The organism is Nonomuraea sp. NPDC049129 (assembly GCF_040648495.1).
Lineage (GTDB): Bacteria > Actinomycetota > Actinomycetes > Streptosporangiales > Streptosporangiaceae > Nonomuraea.
In genome coordinates this window covers 333,548-351,935 of the sequence record NZ_JBEZDU010000003.1, presented here as the reverse complement: position 1 = coordinate 351,935, position 18,388 = coordinate 333,548, and the positions used below count along the sequence as shown (strand labels likewise).

The window sequence follows — 18,388 nt, the reverse complement described above, 5'->3', positions numbered from 1 at the left end:
TGAGGCAGATGCCGTCCGCTGCTTTGGCGGGGATTTACGTGGGATAGACATGGATCATGTCCGGGCGATCCTCCCGGCCGAGAGCGGCGTGTCCGTGGGAGGCAGCAGGTGTTCGAGAGCCCGCGTCCACTGGTCGGCAGAACCGCAGAACTGGCCCACCTGTCGGGTCTCCTGGACGCGCGGAGGCAGTGGGTCTTCGTGTTGCTGACCGGTGAGCCGGGCATCGGCAAGACCCGGATGCTGGGCGCGTTCGCCGACCTCGCCCGCGAACGTGGCGTTACGGCCATCGCCGGACGGGCCACCGAGTTCGAGCGCAGCGCGCCGTACGGGATCGTGCAAGACGCGCTCGCCGACGCCCACCAGCATCCCGACCTCGCCGGACACCTCGATGGGTTGCGCGCGCTGCTGTCGCGGGAGAGCGGGACGGGTGACCTGGCCGGTCTGGACCGTCACCGCCGCTTCCGCGAGATGCGTCAGGGAGTGGAGCGAATGGGCGAGTCGAGCACGCTGGTGGTCCTGATGGACGACGTGCAGTGGGCCGACGACGCCTCGGTGGAGGTGATCGACTATCACATCAGACATCCGCCGAACACGAGCGCCGTGATCGTGCTCGCCTGCCGTACCGGCGAGCTGCCCAGAGGGCTGGCCCGGTCGCTGACCTCGGCGAACGTCGTCAACCTGCCGCTCGGCCCGCTGTCGGCCGCCGAGGCCGACACCATGCTCGCTGGGCAGCCGTCCCGTCCGGGGAGGCGGCAACTGTCCCGTCCGGGAAGGCGGCGGCTGTACGAGCGCAGCGGCGGCAACCCGCTGTTCCTGGAGATCCTGGCCACGCTGCCGGACACCCCGGCCGCCGACCTCGCGGAGGTCACCGGTGCTCTCACGGAGGTCACCGGGACCGATGTCCTTGACCGGTTGATCGTGGCCGAGCTCGCCGGGCTGGACCCGGACCGGCAACTGGTGGCCCAGGCGGCAGCCGTCGCCGGTGACGACGTGGATGTGGCGTTCGTGGCGGCCGTGTCCGGGCTGGATCCTCGTACCGTCGAGCCGGCGCTGGACGAACTGGTGCGCCGAAGGGTGCTCGGCACGGCCGGGCGGGCGCTGGTGTTCAGGCATCCGCTGGTTCGCGCGGCCGCGTACCAGCTGGCCGGGCCCTCCTGGAGGAGATCGGCGCATCGCCGGGCGGCGGAGCACCTGCTCTCGCGGGGCGCCTCGGACGTCCGCCGCGCGGTGCACATGGAGCACGCGATAGGCGTGGGCGACGCGGACGGGGCCGCGCTGCTCGTCTCGGCGGCGGGAGCTGTGTCGGTCAACGCGCCCGCGACGGCGGCGCGATGGTTCCGCGCCGCGCTGGAGGCGTCGCCCGCTGACGCGACGCCGGAGCTGCGGATGTCGCTCGCCGCGGCGCTCGCCGTGTCCGGACGGTTGGAGGAGGCCCGGGGGCTGCTGGACGAGCTCGTACGGGAAGGCGACGGCAGCAGGGACCGGGCGGTGGGGCTGCTGTCCGCGATGCAACGGTCGCTGGGACGGCTGGAAGAGGCCAGGGCGCTGCTGACCGGCGAGCTGGCCAGGGTGGACGATTCCGCGGGCAGGCCGCCCCTCCTGGTGGAGCTGGCGGCGATCGACCTCTTGCAGGGCCAGTGGGACTCGGCCGCGGACAACGCCTCACAGGCCCTGGACCAGCTGGACCAGGAGAGCCCCCAGGGGGAGCGGGCGACCGTGCGGAGGTCTCCCCGGCCGGGGACATCGGCCTCGGCCGTCACGCTGCTCGCGGTCGCCGAGCTGTACCGCTGTCACTTCGCCGACGGATATCGCCTGCTCGCCCGCGCCAAGGCGCTCATGGACGCCCTGACCGATCGCGAGCTGTGCGACGACCTCGGCTTCGTGGCACCTCTGGCGTGGGGCGAGTTCATGGTCGACCACCACGACGACGCGCTGCGGCACCTGGCCCGCGGGTTGCAGGTCGCCCGTGACCACGGTCGCGACAACGTCGTCCCCCTGTTGCACGCGGCACGGGCCATGGTCCGTTCCGCGCTGGGCGAGATCGAGGCGGCGCTGGCCGACGCCGAGGAGGCGGAGGAGATCGCGCGTCATCTCGGCAGCGCCGAGATGCTCGCGTTCGCGCACGTGGTCAAGTCCCGGCCGCTGCTGTGGCAGGCGGGTCCCGAGGCCGCCGTGCCGCTGGTGGAGGAGGTGCTGCACGGTCCGGGAATGCGCTCGGCGTGGTGGCGGACCATCGCCGACGACGTGGTGTCGGAGGTGCTGCTGTCGGTCGGCCGTACGGAGGACTGCCGGCGGTTCCTGGCCGCCCGCGTCGGTGGCGATCCGTCGGGGCTGGGGCCCGGCGCGGCGAGTGTCTTCGCCCGTCGCGCGCGGGCGGAGGCGGCCTGCGGCGACTTGACGGCGGCCGGGCAGTGGTACGAGCGGGCCGTCGCGGTCGTGGCGTCGGGAGCGCCGCCCGCCCGGTCCGCCGACGTCGAGGCGGCCCGCGCGACGCTGGCGATGGCCGCGGACCGCCCGCACGAGGCGGACGCGGCGGCTCGCGAGGCCGTGGCGTGTCTCGTCACGGCCAGACTGCCCGTCGGCGAAGGCTTCGCCCGGATGCTGCTGGCGGAGGTGAGAGCGGACGCGGGCGACGTCCGCACGGCGCAGGAGCAGCTCGGCCAGGCCAAGGCCCTGTTCGCGCGGGTCGGTGCGCCGTGGCCGGCGGCGCAGGCCGGGCGCAGGCAGCGCGGCACCGCGGCCCATGGGGCGGGCGGGCGGCTGTCGGAGCGCGAACGCGAGATCGTCGAACTGGTCGGCGAGGGCCTGACGAACCGGCAGATCGGCGAGCGGCTGTACCTGAGCCCGCGCACGGTCGAGACGCACCTGGCCCGGGTCTTCCGCAAGCTCGGCGTCAACACCCGCGCGGCCCTGGTCCGCCGGTCGTCGGGTCAGGCGTGAGGTCACCTGGACATGGTGGATGGGCGGGCCCGGCCGCGGGATCCGTTGAACGACGTACCCCCTGACAGGGCGGCATCCGTGAAATGACGGACCTTCCCGATTACGGGTCGGTGGCTCTTCGCCGGTGAATGGCCACGTGGTGAGAATTCGGACGGATCACCCGAGCACCACGAACGGAAAGGCCTCCATGGGCACCCCCAGAAGACTGATCACCGCATTACTCACCGCCCTCATCGCCCTGACCGGCTTCGTAGTCGCGTCACCGCCGGCCAGCGCCGACAGACTGGTCGCCGAGGCGTCACTCCACTCCTGGCACGCCAACAACCAGAACAAGACCATCGACACCACGGTCAAGGTCTACGCCAGCGGCAACGTCTACGGCGTCTCGACGGTCGAGTCGGGCGTCTACCTCACCGGCGTCCGCCTGTGCGCCAAGGCCCTGCTCCTCAACGTCGACGGCATGGTCATCGGCGAGGTCGGCGGCGACTGCTGGGGTGTCAACGGCACCGCCTTGGGCTACTCCAAGCGTACGGAGAACTGGTCCGGGCAGGTCTCACCGGACATCGCCGAGCAGACGTACGCGGTGTCGATCGTGCACTGGAACAACGGCATCGACTGGGGTCAGGTCCTCGGCTTCGCCAAGTTCATCTGGACCGTGTACAAGACGCTCAGCACCGACGGCTCCGACGCCTCGGCCAACACCGTGGTCCTGCCCAACTACCAGCCCATCCAGTTCGCCGGCAACAACGGCAGCAGCGGTGGAGGTGGCGGCGGTAGCCCGCACAACCCCAAGCCGAACGATCCCTGACCGGAACCTCTTGGGATGGCGCGACGACACACTCGCGCCACCCCTCCGGGCGTCACGCCGCGCCCCAGCCAGGTCAGCCCGGTTCCCGCACCCACGACCTCTTGAAGACCATCAAGCACCCTGGGGAATGCCGATCGAACGACACCGACTCATCCTTCAACTCCACAACCGGGGTGAACCCCACCAGTTCCCACCCCTCCGCGCCGAGTTCGTCGCACTGCCGCTGCAACTCGCTGCGACTGACCTTGTCGCCGAGTCGCTTCATCTTGTACTCCCACACCATGCTGCCTGCCTCCCGCGCGATCACCCGTCCAGGTAACCCCGGATCGCCGCGTCACGCTACCGCGAGGTGGCCGCCGTCCATGGCCGGAGCTTCTCGGGGTTGCGTACCGCCCAGATGCGCCTGATCCGGCCGTCTTCGACCTCGAACGCCGTCACCGTCACAGTGACGTCGTTCTGCTGAGCCACCAGACCGGGCTGACCGTTGACCGTACGCTCCAGGATGGTCAGGTCGGGGGCCCGGCCGGCGAGGGCGAGGATGTAGCGGGCGATCCGCTCGCTGCCTTCGATCGGGTGGAGTCCGGCGCTGACCAGGCCGCCGCCGTCGATGATCGCCGTGGCGTCAGGGTCGAGGAGGCCGATGAGGGCGTCGATGTCCTTGGCCTCCCATGCCTGTTTGAAGTCCCTGACGATGCCAGACTGCCGCGCCGCCGGAGTTGTCGGCGCCTGCGAGGCAGCAAGACGGCGGCGGGCCGAGGAGGCCAGCTGGCGGCAGGCCCCCGGCGTACGGCCGACGATCTCGGCCACCTCGGCGAAGGAGTAGCGGAAGACGTCGTGCAGGACGAGCGCGACGCGCTCGGCCGGGGTCATCGAATCGAGCACGACCAGGAAGGCCATGGTGATCGACTCGTCGAGGGTGACGCGGTCCACCGGGTCGACCGGCCGCCCGGTGATCCACTCCGTGGGGTCGGGCAGCGGCTCGGGGATCCATTCGCCGACGTAGCTCTCGCGCCGGGTCCGTGCCGAGCCGAGCAGGTCCAGGCAGATGCGGCTGGCGACCGTGGTCAGCCAGGCGCCTGGGACTTCGATGGCGTCCTGCTGCTGCCGGGTCATGGCGTACCAGCGGGCGTAGGTCTCCTGTACGACATCCTCCGCGTCGGCCAGGGAGCCCAGGAGGCGATAGGCGAGATTGATCAGCTGACGCCGCTCACTCATGATCGCGCTCAGTCCCGGATCGGATGGGGTGGTCATGGTGACGATGGCTCCCTTGCTCGCGGCTGCCCTCACCCGTTCGACGAGACAGCCCACGGGACTGTGAGGTCGGCGCGTCGCCTGACGTTTTCCGCGGTTGTTTCGTCGGACTGCTGGGACCCGGATCGCAGTGATCAACAATGCCCGGGCCGGCTTCCTCGACGGAAGTTCTCGCAGCTGACAACCGCAAAGGAAAGCTTATGTTCACCGCTTATGTCGCGGTCACCATCTTCGCCGCGCTCTTGTTCGGCAGCGCCGCCGTCGTCTACCTGATCGGCCACGAATTTCCCAAGGCCCAGGCGGACATGAAGCGCCTGCCACGGTCGTGGGTACCGGTGCTGGGCATGATGCTGGCGGCGGGCTCTTTGGGGCTGCTGGGCGGGTTCGCCGTGCCGATGCTGGGCACACTCGCCGCCTACAGCCTCGTGCTGTACTTCGTCGGCGCGCTCCTCGCGCACCTGCGAGTGGGTTCCCGCAAGCTCGTGAACTGGGGCGGATTCTTCTTCACCGCGGTGGCCGCACTAGCCGTGAACCTGGCCTACCACTGGTCGTGATCCGTAGAGATCGAGAAGGGAAACTCGAACTACACCGGGTAATGAAGGCGAAGCGTGGCCGTCGCGCCGCCGTCCGGGGCGTTGGCGAAGGCGAGATCGGCGCCGATCACCCGTGCCTGTCCGGCGGCGATGGCCAGGCCCAGGCCATGGCCGTGGCCACGCTCGGCCCCGCCCGTACGGAAACGCTGCGGCCCCTCCGCCAGCAACCTGTCCGGGAATCCGGGGCCGTGGTCGCGTACGACGATCGTCGTGTCGTTCACGGCGACCTCGACCGGAGCGCGCCCGTGGCGGTGGGCGTTGATGACCAGGTTCGTGATGATCCGGTCGATGCGCCGCGGATCGGTGTCGACCACCGGCTCACCGGTCACCGTGAGCCGAACCGCAAGCTTCGTCCGGGCCACGCACTCCTCGACGACCCGGCCCAGCGGCACCGGACGGCGATCGGCCCACTCCGCGCCCGCGTCCAGCCGGGAGATCTCCAGCAGGTCCTCCACCAGCGCCCGTAGCACCCGTACCCGGTCACGTACCAGGTCGGTGGCCTCGCTCTCCGGGAGCAGTTCGGCCGAGACGACCAGCCCCATCAGCGGGGTACGTAGCTCGTGAGCCACATCGGCGGTGAAGCGCTGCTCGCTCAACAGCCGGTCCCGCAGACTGTCGGCCATCGAATCGATGGTGGCCGAGATGTCGGTGATCTCGTCGCCGCCCCGGCCGCCCATCATGCTCCTGGCCTCCAGGTCGCCGTCCGCGATCCGCCGCGCGGTGCGGGCCACGCGCCTCAGCCGCCGGTTGGACGTCTCGGCGGCCAGCACGGCCAGAGGTACGACGATCGCGAGCGCGACCAGCGACGCCTTCACGATGTTCCGGTCCAGGGCCCACAGGCCGCGTATCTCCGAGCCCATGTCGATCTGCACGGCCAGCACCTGGCCGTCGATCTGCTGCGCCGCCCACATCCAGGGAATGTCCGGCCGGCGGTCGTCGTACCAGGTGCTGAACTCGCCGGTGCTCCTGGCCTGTTGGAGCAGCGCGGGCGGGACCTGAGCGGGTTGCGGCGCCTCGCCCGTACGCCGGTAGGTGTCCACCTCGGCCAGCAGCGCGCTGAAAGCCCGGTCCCTGCCCAGGCTCATGGACCGGTCGAAGGCGCTCCGGTGGACCAGCACCCCGACGGCCAGCGCGACCGCGCAGGACGTCACGGCCACCAGCGCGGCGATCTTCCAGCGCAATGACCGCCAGTTCAGCAGTCCGCGTGCGGCCTTTCCCACGTCAGCGCCGCAGCTTGTAACCGAAGCCGCGCACCGTCTCGATCCGGTCGGCGCCGATCTTCCTACGCAGCCGCTGCACGCACAGGTCGACGACGCGGCTGTCCCCGTCCCAGCCGTAGTCCCAGACGTTGCGCAGCAGTGTCTGCCGGTCCAGCACGATCCCCGGATTCGCGGCGAACTCCAGCAGCAGCCGCAACTCGGTGGGAGCCAGCTCGACCAACTCCCCGGCGCGGCGCACTTCCAATCCCTGCGGATCGATGGCCAGGTCCCCGAAGACCAGGCCGGTGGCCTCCTGGAGGTGTTCGGGACCCGGAGCGAAGGAGGCCCGGCGCAGCAGCGAACGGATCCTGGCCACCAGCACGGAGGTGTCGACCGGCTTGACCACGTAGTCGTCGGCCCCCGCCTCCAGCCCCGACACCACGTCGAGAGCGTCGCCCCGCGCGGACATCATCAGGATCGGCACCAGGCTCCACTCCCTGACCTGCCGGCACAGCCCGATGCCGTCCAGCCCTGGCAGCATCACGTCCAGGAGGAGCACGTCATGCCGCTCCTCCCTGAACAGTTCGAGGCCGGTCAGGCCGTCGCCCGCCGTGCTCACGCGATAGCCGTAGCGCTCCAGCACCATCCCGACGGTCTTGCGGATCACTTCGTCGTCCTCGACGAGCAGCACGGTTACCGGAGCCGACACCGAAAGCGACATTTCTCCCCAAAGGCCTGAGGCAACAGACGATACAAGCCGCCGACATCCGCGACGCCTCAGCCGTGTATCAGCCACGAATCAACCCTCATACGGAGGAGGGGTATAGTCCGCACTCTACAACCCGTACATAGATGTACGAGATAGCGAGGAATGCGGATGCCATCCATTCAAGTGCGGCTGTCGGTGAACGGCCGCAAGCATGAGCTGGAGCTGGACGCCCGGGTCAGCCTGCTCGACTGCCTGCGCGAGCACCTCGGCCTGACCGGTACCAAGAAGGGCTGCGACCAAGGGGCCTGCGGCGCCTGCACGGTGCTGCTGAACGGTGAGCGGGTCAACTCCTGCCTCGTGCTCGCCGCGCAATGCGCGGACGCGGAGGTCACGACCATCGAAGGGCTGGCGTCGTCAGAGGTCGGCCGGGCGATGCAGGAGGCGTTCGTCCGCAACGACGGCCTGCAGTGCGGCTACTGCACCCCGGGCCAGGTCTGCTCGGCCGTGGCCATGCTCGCCGAGTACGAGGCGGGGGTGCCCAGCGCCATAGGCGAGCCCGGTCTGACGGACACCGAGATCAGGGAACGGCTGGCAGGCAACCTGTGCCGGTGCGGCGCGTACAACGGGATCCTCGCGGCGGTGCGGGAGGTCGCCCGGTGAACCCGTTCTCCTACGTACCGGCTACCGACACCTCCTCGGCCGTTGAACTCGCCGCAAAAGGGGCGAAGTACCTGGCAGGCGGCACCAATCTCGTCGACCTGATGCGCCAGGGCATCGAGACGCCGCACGAGCTCGTGGACATCACCCGGCTACCGCTGGCCGACATCGAGGAGCACGCAGGCGGCCTGCGGATCGGGGCCCTGGTCCGCAACACGCGGGTGGCCGCCGACGAGCGGATACGTGATCGCTACCCGGTGCTGGCCCAGGCCATCCTGAACGGCGCCTCTCCCCAGCTGCGCAACCGCGCCACCGTGGGCGGCAACCTGATGCAGCGCACCCGCTGCGGCTACTTCTACGACCGGCACTCGGCCTGCGGCAAACGTGATCCTGGCGCCGGCTGCGACGCTCTCGACGGGTTCAACCGCACGCACGCCATCCTCGGCACGAGCGAGAGCTGCGTCGCCGTACATCCGTCGGACATGTGCGTGGCGCTGGCCGCCCTGGACGCCGTGGTCAACATCGCGGGCCGCGATCCCGTACCGCTGGTGGACTTCCACCGCCTGCCCGGAGACACGCCGCACCTGGAGACGGCGCTCGCGCCGGGGGAGTTGGTGACCTCCATCGACCTGCCGCCGGCTCAGCCGGGCCGCTCGGTGTACCTCAAGGTGCGTGATCGGGCCAGTTACGCCTTCGCGCTGGTCAGCGTGGCCGCCGTCGTCCGCATGGAAGCGGGCCGCGCCACCACCGTACGCATCGCGCTGGGCGGGGTCGCCGCCAAACCGTGGCGCGCGTACGAAGCCGAACAGCTCCTGACCGGCACCACTCTCGACGACGAGCTCATCCACCAGGCGGCCGAACAGGCGCTGGCCGGCTCCCGCCCACGCGCGCACAACGCGTTCAAGGCCGAGCTGGCCCGGCGACTGATCCGGCGAGCGTTGCAAGGAGTCAGATCATGAATCTCGCCGCACGCGGCTTCACCCTCGCCAGCAAGGCGCTGACCAGGCTGGCCAGACTCCTGCCCGACGGCAGGCCCGATCCCCTGGCCCACCACCGCGCCGAGCTCGGCAGGCCCGCCGACCGGCTGGACGGCCGCGCCAAGGCCACCGGCGCCGTCCGCTACACGGCCGAGCGGCACCTCCCCGGCCTCGCCCACGCGGTCGTGGTGGGCAGCACCATCACCAGAGGCCGGATCACCGCCGTCCACGTTCCGCGGGCGCCCGGTGTGCTGCTCGTGATGACCCACGACAACGCGCCCGCGATGAAGCGCACCCCCGCGTACGCCACCATGAAGGGCCCGCTCGGCGCCGCCGCGATGAGCCTGCCGGTGCTCAACACCGACGAGATCTTCTGGTACGGCCAGCCCATCGCGGTCGTCGTGGCCGAGTCCCTGGAACAGGCCCGGTACGCGGCGTCGCTGATCCACGCCGACTACGAGCCGTGGCCCGCCAGGCTGTCGATGGCCGACGGGAAACCGTACACTCCCGCGCACGCCGTGCTGGAGGAGCCCGTGACCAGGCGCGGCGATGTCCGTACGGCGCTCGGCGCGGCGGCGGCCACGGTCGAGGCCGAGTACACCACGCCGCTAGAACACCACAACGCCATGGAACCGCACGCCACCGTGGCCAACTGGGAGGGCGACCGCCTCACGGTCTACGACACCGCGCAGTACCCCTATGGCGTCAAGGAGATGCTGGCCAAGAAGTTCTCACTCGCCGAGGAGAACGTCCGCGTGCTGGCGCCGTTCATCGGCGGCGGCTTCGGCGGCAAGACTCCGGCCTGGCCGCACGTCTGGCTCACGGTGGCGGCGGCCAAGCTCTCCGGCCGTCCCGTCAAGCTCGTGCTCTCGCGGGCCGACGTGTTCGCCATGACCGGCGGCCGGGCCCCGACCCGCAGCCGCGTCGCGCTCGGCGCCGACGCCACGGGACGGCTCACCGCGCTCGAACACGACGCCCTGGCCCCGTGCACGACCGACGAGTTCGCCGAGGCCGCCGTGGTCGCCTCCCGCCATCTGTACGCCTGCCCGAATGTCCATGTCGTCCAGCAGGTGGTTCGCCTGGACCGCATCCAGAACGCCTTCTTCCGTGGTCCGGGCGTGGCCCCCGGATCCTTCGCGCTGGAATCCGCCATGGACGAGCTGGCCTGGCGGCTCGGCCTCGACCCGCTTGAGCTGCGCCTGCGCAACGAACCTGAGCGGGACCCGATGAGCGGAATCAGCTTCACCAGCCGCCACTTGCGTGAGGCGTACGCCCTGGGCGCCGAGGCGTTCGGCTGGTCACAGCGCCCACCCGCGCCCCGCGCGACGCGGGACGGCCGCTGGCTCATCGGGCATGGGATGGCCGCGGCGATCAACCCCGACGCCGTGCTCATCGCCGGAGTCAAGCTGCGCCTGTCCGCCGACGGCACCGTCACCATCCGCAGCAGCACCAACGAACTGGGCGCCGGCACCTCGACCGCGCAGAGCCAGGCCACGGCCGACCGTCTTGGGCTGCCTCTCGACCGGATCCGCTTCGAGCAGGGCGATTCCAACGTGGCCAGGACCCGCATCCCCGGTGCCTCGGCCGCGACCACGACGCTCGCCTCGGCCGTCTGGTCCGCCCGCGACAACCTCGTCCGCGAGCTGCTGAAGCTGGTGCGCGACACCGACTCACCGCTGGCGGGACGGTCGTTCGAGGAGGTGGACACCCGCGACGGTGGCCTGTTCGGGCCCCGTGGGGGTGAGAGCTATGAGCGCATTCTGGCCAGGGCAGGGCAGGAGGCCGTGGAGGTGGCGGGGAAGTCGGCGGTGCCGTACCAGACCATCAAGCGGGGCACCTACTCCTACGGTGCGCACTTCTGCGAGGTGCGGGTCGACGAGGAGACCGGCGAGGCGCGCGTAACGCGCTGGGTCGGCGCCTTCGACGGCGGCAGGATCGTCAACCCCAAGCAGGCCACCAGCCAGATGCGCGGCGGCATCATCATGGGCATCGGCATGGCATTGACCGAGGAGACGCTGCTCGACGAGCGCACCGGCCTCATCGTCAACCGCGGCCTGGCCGAGTACCACGTGCCCACGCACGCCGACGTGCCCGACATCGACATCCACTTCGTCGACCAGCCCGACCCGCAGACCCCGCTGGGCGCCAAGGGCATCGGCGAGCTCGGCATCGTGGGCGTGGCGGCCGCCATCGCGAACGCCGTCTACCACGCGACCGGCGAACGCGTCCGCTCCCTCCCCATCACTCCGGACAAACTCGTGTAGCCAGATTGGAATACGGTAGGGGGGTATAGTATGTTGAAGGAGTCGAAAGCGATCCTGACGGCCGAGGAGGCGGTATGACATGAACACCGCGAGCAAACTAGGTGCCTACGCTGTGGGGCTGGCCGTCGTCTTCGGCGGCGCCCTGGGCGTCGGAAACGCGGTCGGGGAAGGCACCCCCGCACCGGCGCCCCCGAGCCATGGGAGCGCCCACACCACTCCCACTCAGGTCGGCGCAAAACCGCAGGACGATACCCCCGGGGGGCTGCAGGTGTCCCAGAACGGCTACACCCTCAATCCGTTGACCACCGTCAAGACCGGCGAGCCCACCGATTTCCGGTTCACTGTGACAGGGCCCGATGGCAAGCCGGTGACCGACTATCAGGTTCAGCACGACAAGAAGCTCCATTTCATCGTGGTCTCGCGTGACCTGGCGACGTTCCAGCACCTGCACCCCGAACAGGCCGGCGACGGGGTGTGGTCGGTGAAGCTGACGCTGGACGCTCCTGGCACCTACCGGGCCTTCGCCGACTTCGCTCCCGCGGGTGGGAGCGGTCTGACCCTTGGTACGGATGTGCCGGTCGCGGGCGACTACGCGCCGCGGGCACTGCCTGCGGTCAGCCGTACGGCGGAGGTGGACGGTTACACGGTTACCCTCACGGGTGACCTGGTTCCCGGCCAGGCGAGCAAGCTCACGCTGAGCGTGAGCAAGGACGGCAAGCCGGTGACGGATCTGCAGCCATACCTGGGGGCGTACGGCCACCTGGTGGCGCTGCGGGCGGGGGATTTGGCCTATCTGCACGTACATCCAGAGGAAAGCGACAAGGCCGGGCCCGAGATCACCTTCTACGCCGAAGTGCCCAGCGGCGGCGACTACCGGCTGTTCCTGGACTTCCAGCACGCCGGCAAGGTACGCACCGCCGATTTCACCGCCCGAGCAGGGGCCGGACAGCCCAAGCCCGCGGCGGAGCCGAGCGTCAGCCCGTCCCACGGCGACCACACGCACTGAGTAGAAAGGGGGAGTGATGTCTTCCCTCACTGAAGGCAGAGCTGTCGAACTCACCATCGGCGGCATGACGTGCGCATCCTGCGCCAACCGCATCGAACGCAAGCTGAACAAGCTCGAAGGCGTGACCGCGACCGTCAACTACGCGACGGAGAAGGCGAAGGTCACCTTCCCCGAGGGCATTGATCCGCAGCAGTTGATCACTGAGGTGGAGAAGGTCGGCTACACGGCTGCGCTGCCCGCCCCGCCCAAGACGGAGGCGCAGCGGCAGGAGGAGCCGGAGGACGAGCTGCGGCCGCTGCGTCAGCGCCTGCGCACCTCGTTGGTGCTGAGCGTGCCGGTGGTGGCGATGGCGATGGTCCCGGCGCTGCAGTTCACCAACTGGCAGTGGCTGTCGCTGGTGCTGGCCGCGCCGGTGGTGGTGTACGCGGGCTGGCCCTTCCACAAGGCCGCCTGGACCAACCTCCGGCACGGCGCCGCGACCATGGACACGCTGATCTCGCTGGGCACGCTGGCCGCGCTCGGATGGTCGCTGTGGGCCCTGTTCTTCGGCACCGCGGGCACGCCCGGCATGACGCATCCTTTCACGTTCACCATTGAGCGCTCCGACGGTTCGGGCAACATCTACCTCGAGACGGCGGCGGCGGTGACCGCGTTCATCCTGGCCGGTCGCTACTTCGAGGCCCGCGCCAAACGCCGCGCCGGCGCGGCACTGAAGGCGCTGCTGGAACTGGGCGCCAAAGAGGTCGAACTGGCCGACGGCCGCCGCATACCCACCGAGCAACTGCAGGTCGGTGACACCTTCGTCGTACGGCCGGGCGAGAAGATCGCCACGGACGGCGTGATCACCGAGGGCAGCTCCGCCGTGGACGCCTCGATGCTGACCGGCGAATCCGTGCCCGTCGAGGTGAAGCCCGGCGACGCGGTCACCGGTGCGACGGTGAACGCGGGCGGCCGCCTGATCGTCAAGGCCACTCGAGTGGGCGCGGACACCCAGCTGGCGCAGATGGCCAGGCTGGTCGAGGAGGCGCAGACCGGCAAGGCGCAGGTGCAGCGGCTGGCCGACCGCATCTCCGGGATCTTCGTACCGATCGTGATCGCGTTGGCGGTCGGGACGCTCGGATACTGGCTCGGCACGGGCAACGGCGCGGCGGCGGCGTTCACCGCGGCGGTCGCCGTACTGATCATCGCCTGCCCCTGCGCGCTGGGCCTGGCCACGCCGACCGCGCTGCTGGTCGGCACCGGGCGGGGCGCACAGCTGGGCATCCTGATCAAGGGCCCGGAAGTGCTGGAGTCGACCCGCAAGGTCGACACGATCGTGCTGGACAAGACCGGCACGGTCACCGAGGGCAAGATGACCCTGGTCGCCGTCCACCTCGCCGAGGGGGAGAACCGCGAAGAGGTCCTCAGGCTGGCGGGCGCGCTGGAGCACGCCTCCGAGCACCCGATCGCCCAGGCCATCGCCCGCGAGGCCCGATCCGACGCCACGGTGGAGGACTTCGCCAACGTCGAAGGGCTCGGCGTACAGGGCATCGTCGACGGCCACGCGGTGCTGGTCGGCCGTCCCCGGCTGCTGGCGGAGTGGTCCCAGCACCTGCCCGTCGACCTGGAACGCGAGCTCGCCGACGAGCAGGCCAAGGGCCGCACCGCGGTCGCGGTCGGCTGGGACGGCCAGGCCCGCGCCGTGCTGGTGGTGGCCGACGTGGTCAAGCCGACCAGCAAGCAGGCCATCGCCGACCTGCGGGCACTCGGCCTGACACCGGTGCTGCTGACCGGCGACAACGAGGCCGTGGCCCGTACGGTGGCGGCCGAGGTGGGCATCGACGACGTGATAGCCGAGGTGCTGCCCGCCGACAAGGTCGACGCCGTCAAGAAGCTGCAGGCCGAGGGCAAGGTCGTGGCCATGGTGGGTGACGGGGTCAACGACGCCGCCGCCCTCGCCCAGGCCGACCTGGGCCTGGCGATGGGCACCGGCACCGACGCCGCCATCGAGGCCTCCGACCTGACCCTGGTCAGGGGCGATCTGCGGGTGGCGGCCGACGCGCTGCGCCTGTCCCGCCGCACGCTGTCGACCATCAAGGGCAACCTGTTCTGGGCCTTCGCCTACAACGTGGCCGCCCTGCCACTGGCCGCGCTCGGCCTGCTCAACCCGATGATCGCGGGGGCCGCGATGGCGTTCTCCAGCGTGTTCGTAGTGAGCAACAGCCTGCGCCTGCGCCGCTTCAAGTAATCCATTCGCGTGGCCGAAGGCGCTCATCGCCTTCGGCCACTCAGTGGTGATACTGGTGCACCACCGCATGGCCCTTGCCCCGGGAGATCAGCCACTTGTTCACCGGCGTCGTCACCACGAAGGCCACGACCAACGACCCGGCCAGCGACGCCCAGAACAGCCAGCTGGTCAGACCCGCGTCCATGGCACCGGGCACGACCACGACCACCGCGTTGTCCATGATCTCCATCACCGCGATGGAGACGGTGTCCGCGGCCAGCGCCACCTTCAACGCGTCGCGAAAGCCGAGTCCGGCCCGCAGCACGCCACGCATGGTCAGCCCGTAGCCGAACACGAAGGCCAACACCACCGACAGCACCACGGTGGTGAAGTTGGACAGGCCGGCGGCGGTGCCGATGACCATGCCCAGCACCTCGCCGATGGCGCATCCGGTCAGGCAGTGCAGGGTCGCCTGCGCAGCCACCGTCCACGTGGCCGTGGGAGGGGCGTGGTGGCCGGTGGCCGGTTGATCGCTGTGGTCCATGATGCTGCTCCTTAGCTGGCGTCAAGCCGTGAGCATACTCACAGGGGGTATCTCGTCGCATTTGTCGCGTACGGCGGCGTGTATCCAGCTCGCCGATTCGTAAACTGGCCGGGTGCCGAAGCTGTGGAACGAGACGATCGAGACGCACCGCCGTACCGTGCATGACGCGATCCTGGACGCCACTGTCGAGCTGGTGCGGGAGCGTGGGCTCCTGGCGGTGACGATGTCGCAGATCGCCGAGAAAACCGGTATCGGCCGCGCGACGCTCTACAAGTACTTTCCCGACGTCCAGACCATCCTGCTGGCCTGGCACGGCCGTATGGTCGCCGGGCATCTGGAGCACCTCGCCCAGGCGGTGGAGCGCGAGAGCGACGCCCGGGTGCGGCTCGAAGCCATGCTGGAGACGTACGCCCTGATGCATCGGCGGATGGCGCGGCATGGCTTCAGCCCTGATCTCGTCATGCTCCTGCACCGGTCCGAGGACGCCGGCCGCGCCCAGCGGCGGCTGCATGACATGCTGCGCGACGCGCTGACGGATGCCGCGCGGGCCGGTGACGTACGTGAGGACGTGGCGGCGGACGAGCTCGCCGCCTTCTGCACGCACGCGCTGCAGGCGGCCGTCGACCTGCCCTCGGAGGCCGCGGTCAAGCGCCTCGTCTCCCTTACCCTGGCCGGGCTGCGACCGCGCTGAGCTGATCTCCCTACCTGCGTTCAGCGGGCCTCGGCCGGCTCCGGCGGGCTTCAGCGGGACTCAGTGAGAGCCCGCGGAGGACCGGCGGCGGCGCCGGAGATGGCCGGTGATCAGGACGGCTTTCGCCAGGGCCATCACCAGGATGATCCCCAGGACGGCGTCCGAACCCAGTCCCGCCCACTGCGGGATCGCCCAGTCGAGGTTGATGGTGCCGTCCGTCTCGGACCAGTCTGCTTTGACGCTCTTGGGCCTTTCGCCGCCTGCGTGCGGGCCGTGGCCGGGGCCGGTGGGCAAGCCGAACCGTGAGGAGCGCGGAACGGCGGGTCGTAGGCTGGTCGTATGGTGAAGACCGCGGCACGGCAGCCGGTACCCGCCCGGCGTGCGGACGCCGAGCGCAACATCGCCGCGATCCTCCAAGCGGGGACCCGGCTGCTCAGCGCCGACCCCACGGCCAGCGTGGCCGACATCGCCAAGGCCGCCGGGGTGGGCAGAGTCACCCTTTACGGCCACTTCCCGTCGCGGGAGGCGCTGGTGGACGCGGTGCTCGACCACGCGGTCGGCGTGGCGGAGGCGGTGCTGGCGGACGATTCGATCGACACGGCACCCGCGCCCGAGGCCATGGCCAAGCTTCTGCGGTCGTCCTGGGAGATCCTCGACCGGCACCGCCGCCTGTTCCTGGCCGCCGACCGGACGCTGGCCACGGAACAGATCAGGAAGCACCATGACCGGCCGCTGCAGCGGGTGGAGCGGCTCATCGCGCGCGGTCAGCGTGCGGGCGACTTCCGTACGGACCTGCCGCTGGCCTGGCTGGTGACGACGTTCTTCTCGATCATCCACAGCGCGGCGCAGGAGCGTGAGACCGGACGGCTGGCGGCCGAGGAGGTCGAGCCGGTGCTGATCAAGACGATGCTGGCGCTGCTCTCCAAGCCGGCCTGACCACGGCCTCCGCGGGCTCCCCCCAGAAGCTCATCCCGAATGAACCCTACCCGTGTATGGTTCACGGCTGCTAACTTGAACATCGGTGTTCGAGTTAAGGAGACTTCGGATGAGTCATGGCATGCCTTCCGCCCAGACACGCACGAGCGGGTGGGGCCTGCTCGTGCTGCTGTGCCTGGCCCAGTTCATGTTGATCGTCGACATCACGGTGGTGCAGGTGGCGCTGCCCACCATCGGTACGGACCTCGCGCTCGACCGTGAGTCGCTGACCTGGGTGGTGACCACGTACACGCTCTGCTTCGGCGGCCTCATGGTGCTCGGCGGGCGGCTCGCCGACGCGTGGGGCGCCCGTCGCACGCTCGTGATGGGGCTGGGACTGTTCACGGCGGCCTCGCTGGCGTGCGGGCTGGCCGGGAGCGGCGCGATGCTCATCGCCGGGCGCGCGTTCCAGGGGGTCGGAGCGGCGCTGCTCTCCCCGGCGGCCCTGGCCGTTATCACCACCACCTACCAGGGCGAACGACGCGGCCGGGCGCTCGGCGTCTGGGCGGCCATCGGTGGTACGGGGGCGGCCCTGGGCGTGCTGCTCGGCGGCGTGCTGACCGCCGGGCCGGGCTGGACCTGGGTGTTCATCGTCAACGTCCCGATCGGGCTGGTGGTGCTCGCCACCGTGCCCGCCGTCGTACCGCCCACGCCCGGCCGGAGCGAACGGGTCGACGTACCCGGCGCCCTGGTCGTCACGCTGGCGACGGCCCTGCTGATCTACGGGCTGGTGACGGCGGGCGACGCCGGCTGGGGCGCGGCGGGCACGGTGCTGCCGCTGGTGGGGGCCGTGCTGCTGTACGCGCTGTTCGTGGTCGTCGAGCGGTCGGTACGCGCACCGCTCATGCGCGCCGAGACCCTGGCCAGACGGCCGGTGATCTCGGGGACGTTCGTCATGCTGATGGCCACCGGGCTGATGCTGGGGTTGTTCTTCCTCAGCTCGCTCTACCTCCAGAACGTGCTGCGGTTCAGCGCGCTGGAGACCGGGCTGCTGTTCCTGCCCGTGGCCATCGCGATCACGATCGGCGCGCAGCTCGGCGGCCATCTCATCGGCCGGATCGGCGGCCGGCCGGTGGCGGTGGCGTCCTTCGTGGTGACAGCGGCCGGGGCGGCGCTGATGACCCGCATCTCGCCCGATGCGAGCGCGTACACCACGTTGCTGCCCGGCTTCGTGCTGGCCGCCCTGGGGATCGGGCCGGCGTTCGTGACGGCCACCACCACGACCATGGCGAACATCCCGCCCGGCGAGAACGGTGTCGCCTCCGGCGTCATCAACACCTTCCACGAACTCGGCGGCTCGATCGGCGTGGCCGTCATCTCCACGGTCGCCGCGTCCAGCCTCGTACCCGGCTCGGCGGCGGGCATCGGCGGCTTCGTCTCCGGGCTCACCCTGTGCGCCGTCGCCGCGGGTGTCGCGGCAGCCGTCACGCTGTGGCTGGTGCCACCGGGCAAGCCCGCGGCGGCGTTCGTCGGCCATGGGCACGGACACGGCCACTGACGGGTACGACGCGCGTGGGCCGGGCGGCCAGGCCGTCGAGGCCGGCACCCAGCTCGCGGGCGTGATGAAC

The 18,388-nt window shown here is 70.3% G+C and carries 17 protein-coding genes; 11 read left to right on the top strand and 6 right to left on the bottom strand.

Going from position 1 to position 18,388, the window contains the following annotated elements:
• The first annotated feature begins 108 nt into the window (after positions 1–108).
• Together AB0B64_RS11040 and AB0B64_RS11035 are read left to right on the top strand one after the other, a co-directional pair.
• Positions 109–2,940 carry an AAA family ATPase gene (locus tag AB0B64_RS11040; protein WP_358176504.1) on the top strand — a complete coding sequence of 944 codons (2,832 nt, stop codon included), beginning with the start codon at positions 109–111 and terminating at the stop codon, positions 2,938–2,940.
• Positions 2,941–3,127: 187 nt separating this feature from the next.
• Positions 3,128–3,748 carry a hypothetical protein gene (locus AB0B64_RS11035; protein ID WP_358176501.1) on the top strand — a complete coding sequence of 207 codons (621 nt, stop codon included), beginning with the start codon at positions 3,128–3,130 and terminating at the stop codon, positions 3,746–3,748.
• A gap of 73 nt (positions 3,749–3,821) precedes the next feature.
• Here AB0B64_RS11035 and AB0B64_RS11030 read toward each other — a convergent pair whose 3' ends face one another.
• Together AB0B64_RS11030 and sigJ are read right to left on the bottom strand one after the other, a co-directional pair.
• Complete coding sequence (locus AB0B64_RS11030) at positions 3,822–4,055, bottom strand: hypothetical protein (protein WP_358176499.1); 234 nt, start codon at positions 4,053–4,055, stop codon at positions 3,822–3,824.
• 32 nt (positions 4,056–4,087) lie between these two features.
• Positions 4,088–4,999: an RNA polymerase sigma factor SigJ gene (gene sigJ, locus AB0B64_RS11025; protein WP_358176496.1), complete on the bottom strand. Its 912-nt coding sequence runs from the start codon at positions 4,997–4,999 to the stop codon at positions 4,088–4,090.
• A 200-nt stretch (positions 5,000–5,199) separates the two neighbouring features.
• Here sigJ and AB0B64_RS11020 point away from each other — a divergent pair, with 200 nt between their 5' ends.
• A complete protein-coding gene (locus AB0B64_RS11020; protein WP_357938526.1) occupies positions 5,200–5,553 on the top strand; it encodes a DoxX family protein in 354 nt (117 codons plus the stop codon).
• Positions 5,554–5,582: 29 nt separating this feature from the next.
• On the opposite strand, the gene AB0B64_RS11015 is transcribed toward AB0B64_RS11020, so the two are convergent.
• Both AB0B64_RS11015 and cseB read right to left on the bottom strand, forming a co-directional pair.
• Entirely contained in the window at positions 5,583–6,812 is a 1,230-nt protein-coding gene (locus AB0B64_RS11015) for a HAMP domain-containing sensor histidine kinase (RefSeq protein ID WP_358176493.1), read from the bottom strand.
• Position 6,813: 1 nt separating this feature from the next.
• Positions 6,814–7,512: a two-component system response regulator CseB gene (gene cseB, locus AB0B64_RS11010; protein WP_358176490.1), complete on the bottom strand. Its 699-nt coding sequence runs from the start codon at positions 7,510–7,512 to the stop codon at positions 6,814–6,816.
• Between the two features lie 156 nt (positions 7,513–7,668).
• Here cseB and AB0B64_RS11005 point away from each other — a divergent pair, with 156 nt between their 5' ends.
• The 5 genes from AB0B64_RS11005 (at position 7,669) to AB0B64_RS10985 (ending at position 14,631) form a co-directional block, all read left to right on the top strand.
• Complete coding sequence (locus tag AB0B64_RS11005) at positions 7,669–8,160, top strand: 2Fe-2S iron-sulfur cluster-binding protein (RefSeq protein WP_358176487.1); 492 nt, start codon at positions 7,669–7,671, stop codon at positions 8,158–8,160.
• Positions 8,157–9,116, top strand: coding sequence for a xanthine dehydrogenase family protein subunit M (locus tag AB0B64_RS11000; protein ID WP_357938534.1), 960 nt, complete (start codon positions 8,157–8,159; stop codon positions 9,114–9,116). Before AB0B64_RS11005 ends, AB0B64_RS11000 begins: the two co-directional genes overlap by 4 nt.
• Entirely contained in the window at positions 9,113–11,398 is a 2,286-nt protein-coding gene (locus AB0B64_RS10995) for a xanthine dehydrogenase family protein molybdopterin-binding subunit (protein ID WP_358176484.1), read from the top strand. Before AB0B64_RS11000 ends, AB0B64_RS10995 begins: the two co-directional genes overlap by 4 nt.
• A 79-nt stretch (positions 11,399–11,477) precedes the next feature.
• Positions 11,478–12,404 (top strand): hypothetical protein, encoded by a 927-nt coding sequence (locus AB0B64_RS10990; protein WP_358176481.1) that lies wholly within the window; start codon positions 11,478–11,480, stop codon positions 12,402–12,404.
• 16 nt (positions 12,405–12,420) lie between these two features.
• A complete protein-coding gene (locus AB0B64_RS10985; protein ID WP_358176478.1) occupies positions 12,421–14,631 on the top strand; it encodes a heavy metal translocating P-type ATPase in 2,211 nt (736 codons plus the stop codon).
• Positions 14,632–14,671: 40 nt separating this feature from the next.
• Here the strand turns inward: AB0B64_RS10985 and AB0B64_RS10980 are convergent, their stop codons facing one another.
• On the bottom strand, positions 14,672–15,154 hold the full coding sequence (locus AB0B64_RS10980; protein WP_357938542.1) for a DUF4396 domain-containing protein: 483 nt from the start codon (positions 15,152–15,154) through the stop codon (positions 14,672–14,674).
• Positions 15,155–15,266: 112 nt separating this feature from the next.
• Here AB0B64_RS10980 and AB0B64_RS10975 point away from each other — a divergent pair, with 112 nt between their 5' ends.
• A complete protein-coding gene (locus tag AB0B64_RS10975) occupies positions 15,267–15,845 on the top strand; it encodes a TetR/AcrR family transcriptional regulator (protein WP_357938544.1) in 579 nt (192 codons plus the stop codon).
• Positions 15,846–15,905: 60 nt separating this feature from the next.
• Here AB0B64_RS10975 and AB0B64_RS10970 read toward each other — a convergent pair whose 3' ends face one another.
• Complete coding sequence (locus AB0B64_RS10970; RefSeq protein WP_358176475.1) at positions 15,906–16,139, bottom strand: hypothetical protein; 234 nt, start codon at positions 16,137–16,139, stop codon at positions 15,906–15,908.
• Positions 16,140–16,184: 45 nt separating this feature from the next.
• Between AB0B64_RS10970 and AB0B64_RS10965 the strand changes: the two genes are divergently transcribed.
• Both AB0B64_RS10965 and AB0B64_RS10960 read left to right on the top strand, forming a co-directional pair.
• Positions 16,185–16,781 carry a TetR/AcrR family transcriptional regulator gene (locus tag AB0B64_RS10965; RefSeq protein ID WP_357938548.1) on the top strand — a complete coding sequence of 199 codons (597 nt, stop codon included), beginning with the start codon at positions 16,185–16,187 and terminating at the stop codon, positions 16,779–16,781.
• 109 nt (positions 16,782–16,890) lie between these two features.
• Positions 16,891–18,318 carry an MFS transporter gene (locus tag AB0B64_RS10960; RefSeq protein ID WP_357938550.1) on the top strand — a complete coding sequence of 476 codons (1,428 nt, stop codon included), beginning with the start codon at positions 16,891–16,893 and terminating at the stop codon, positions 18,316–18,318.
• Positions 18,319–18,388 lie beyond the last annotated feature (70 nt).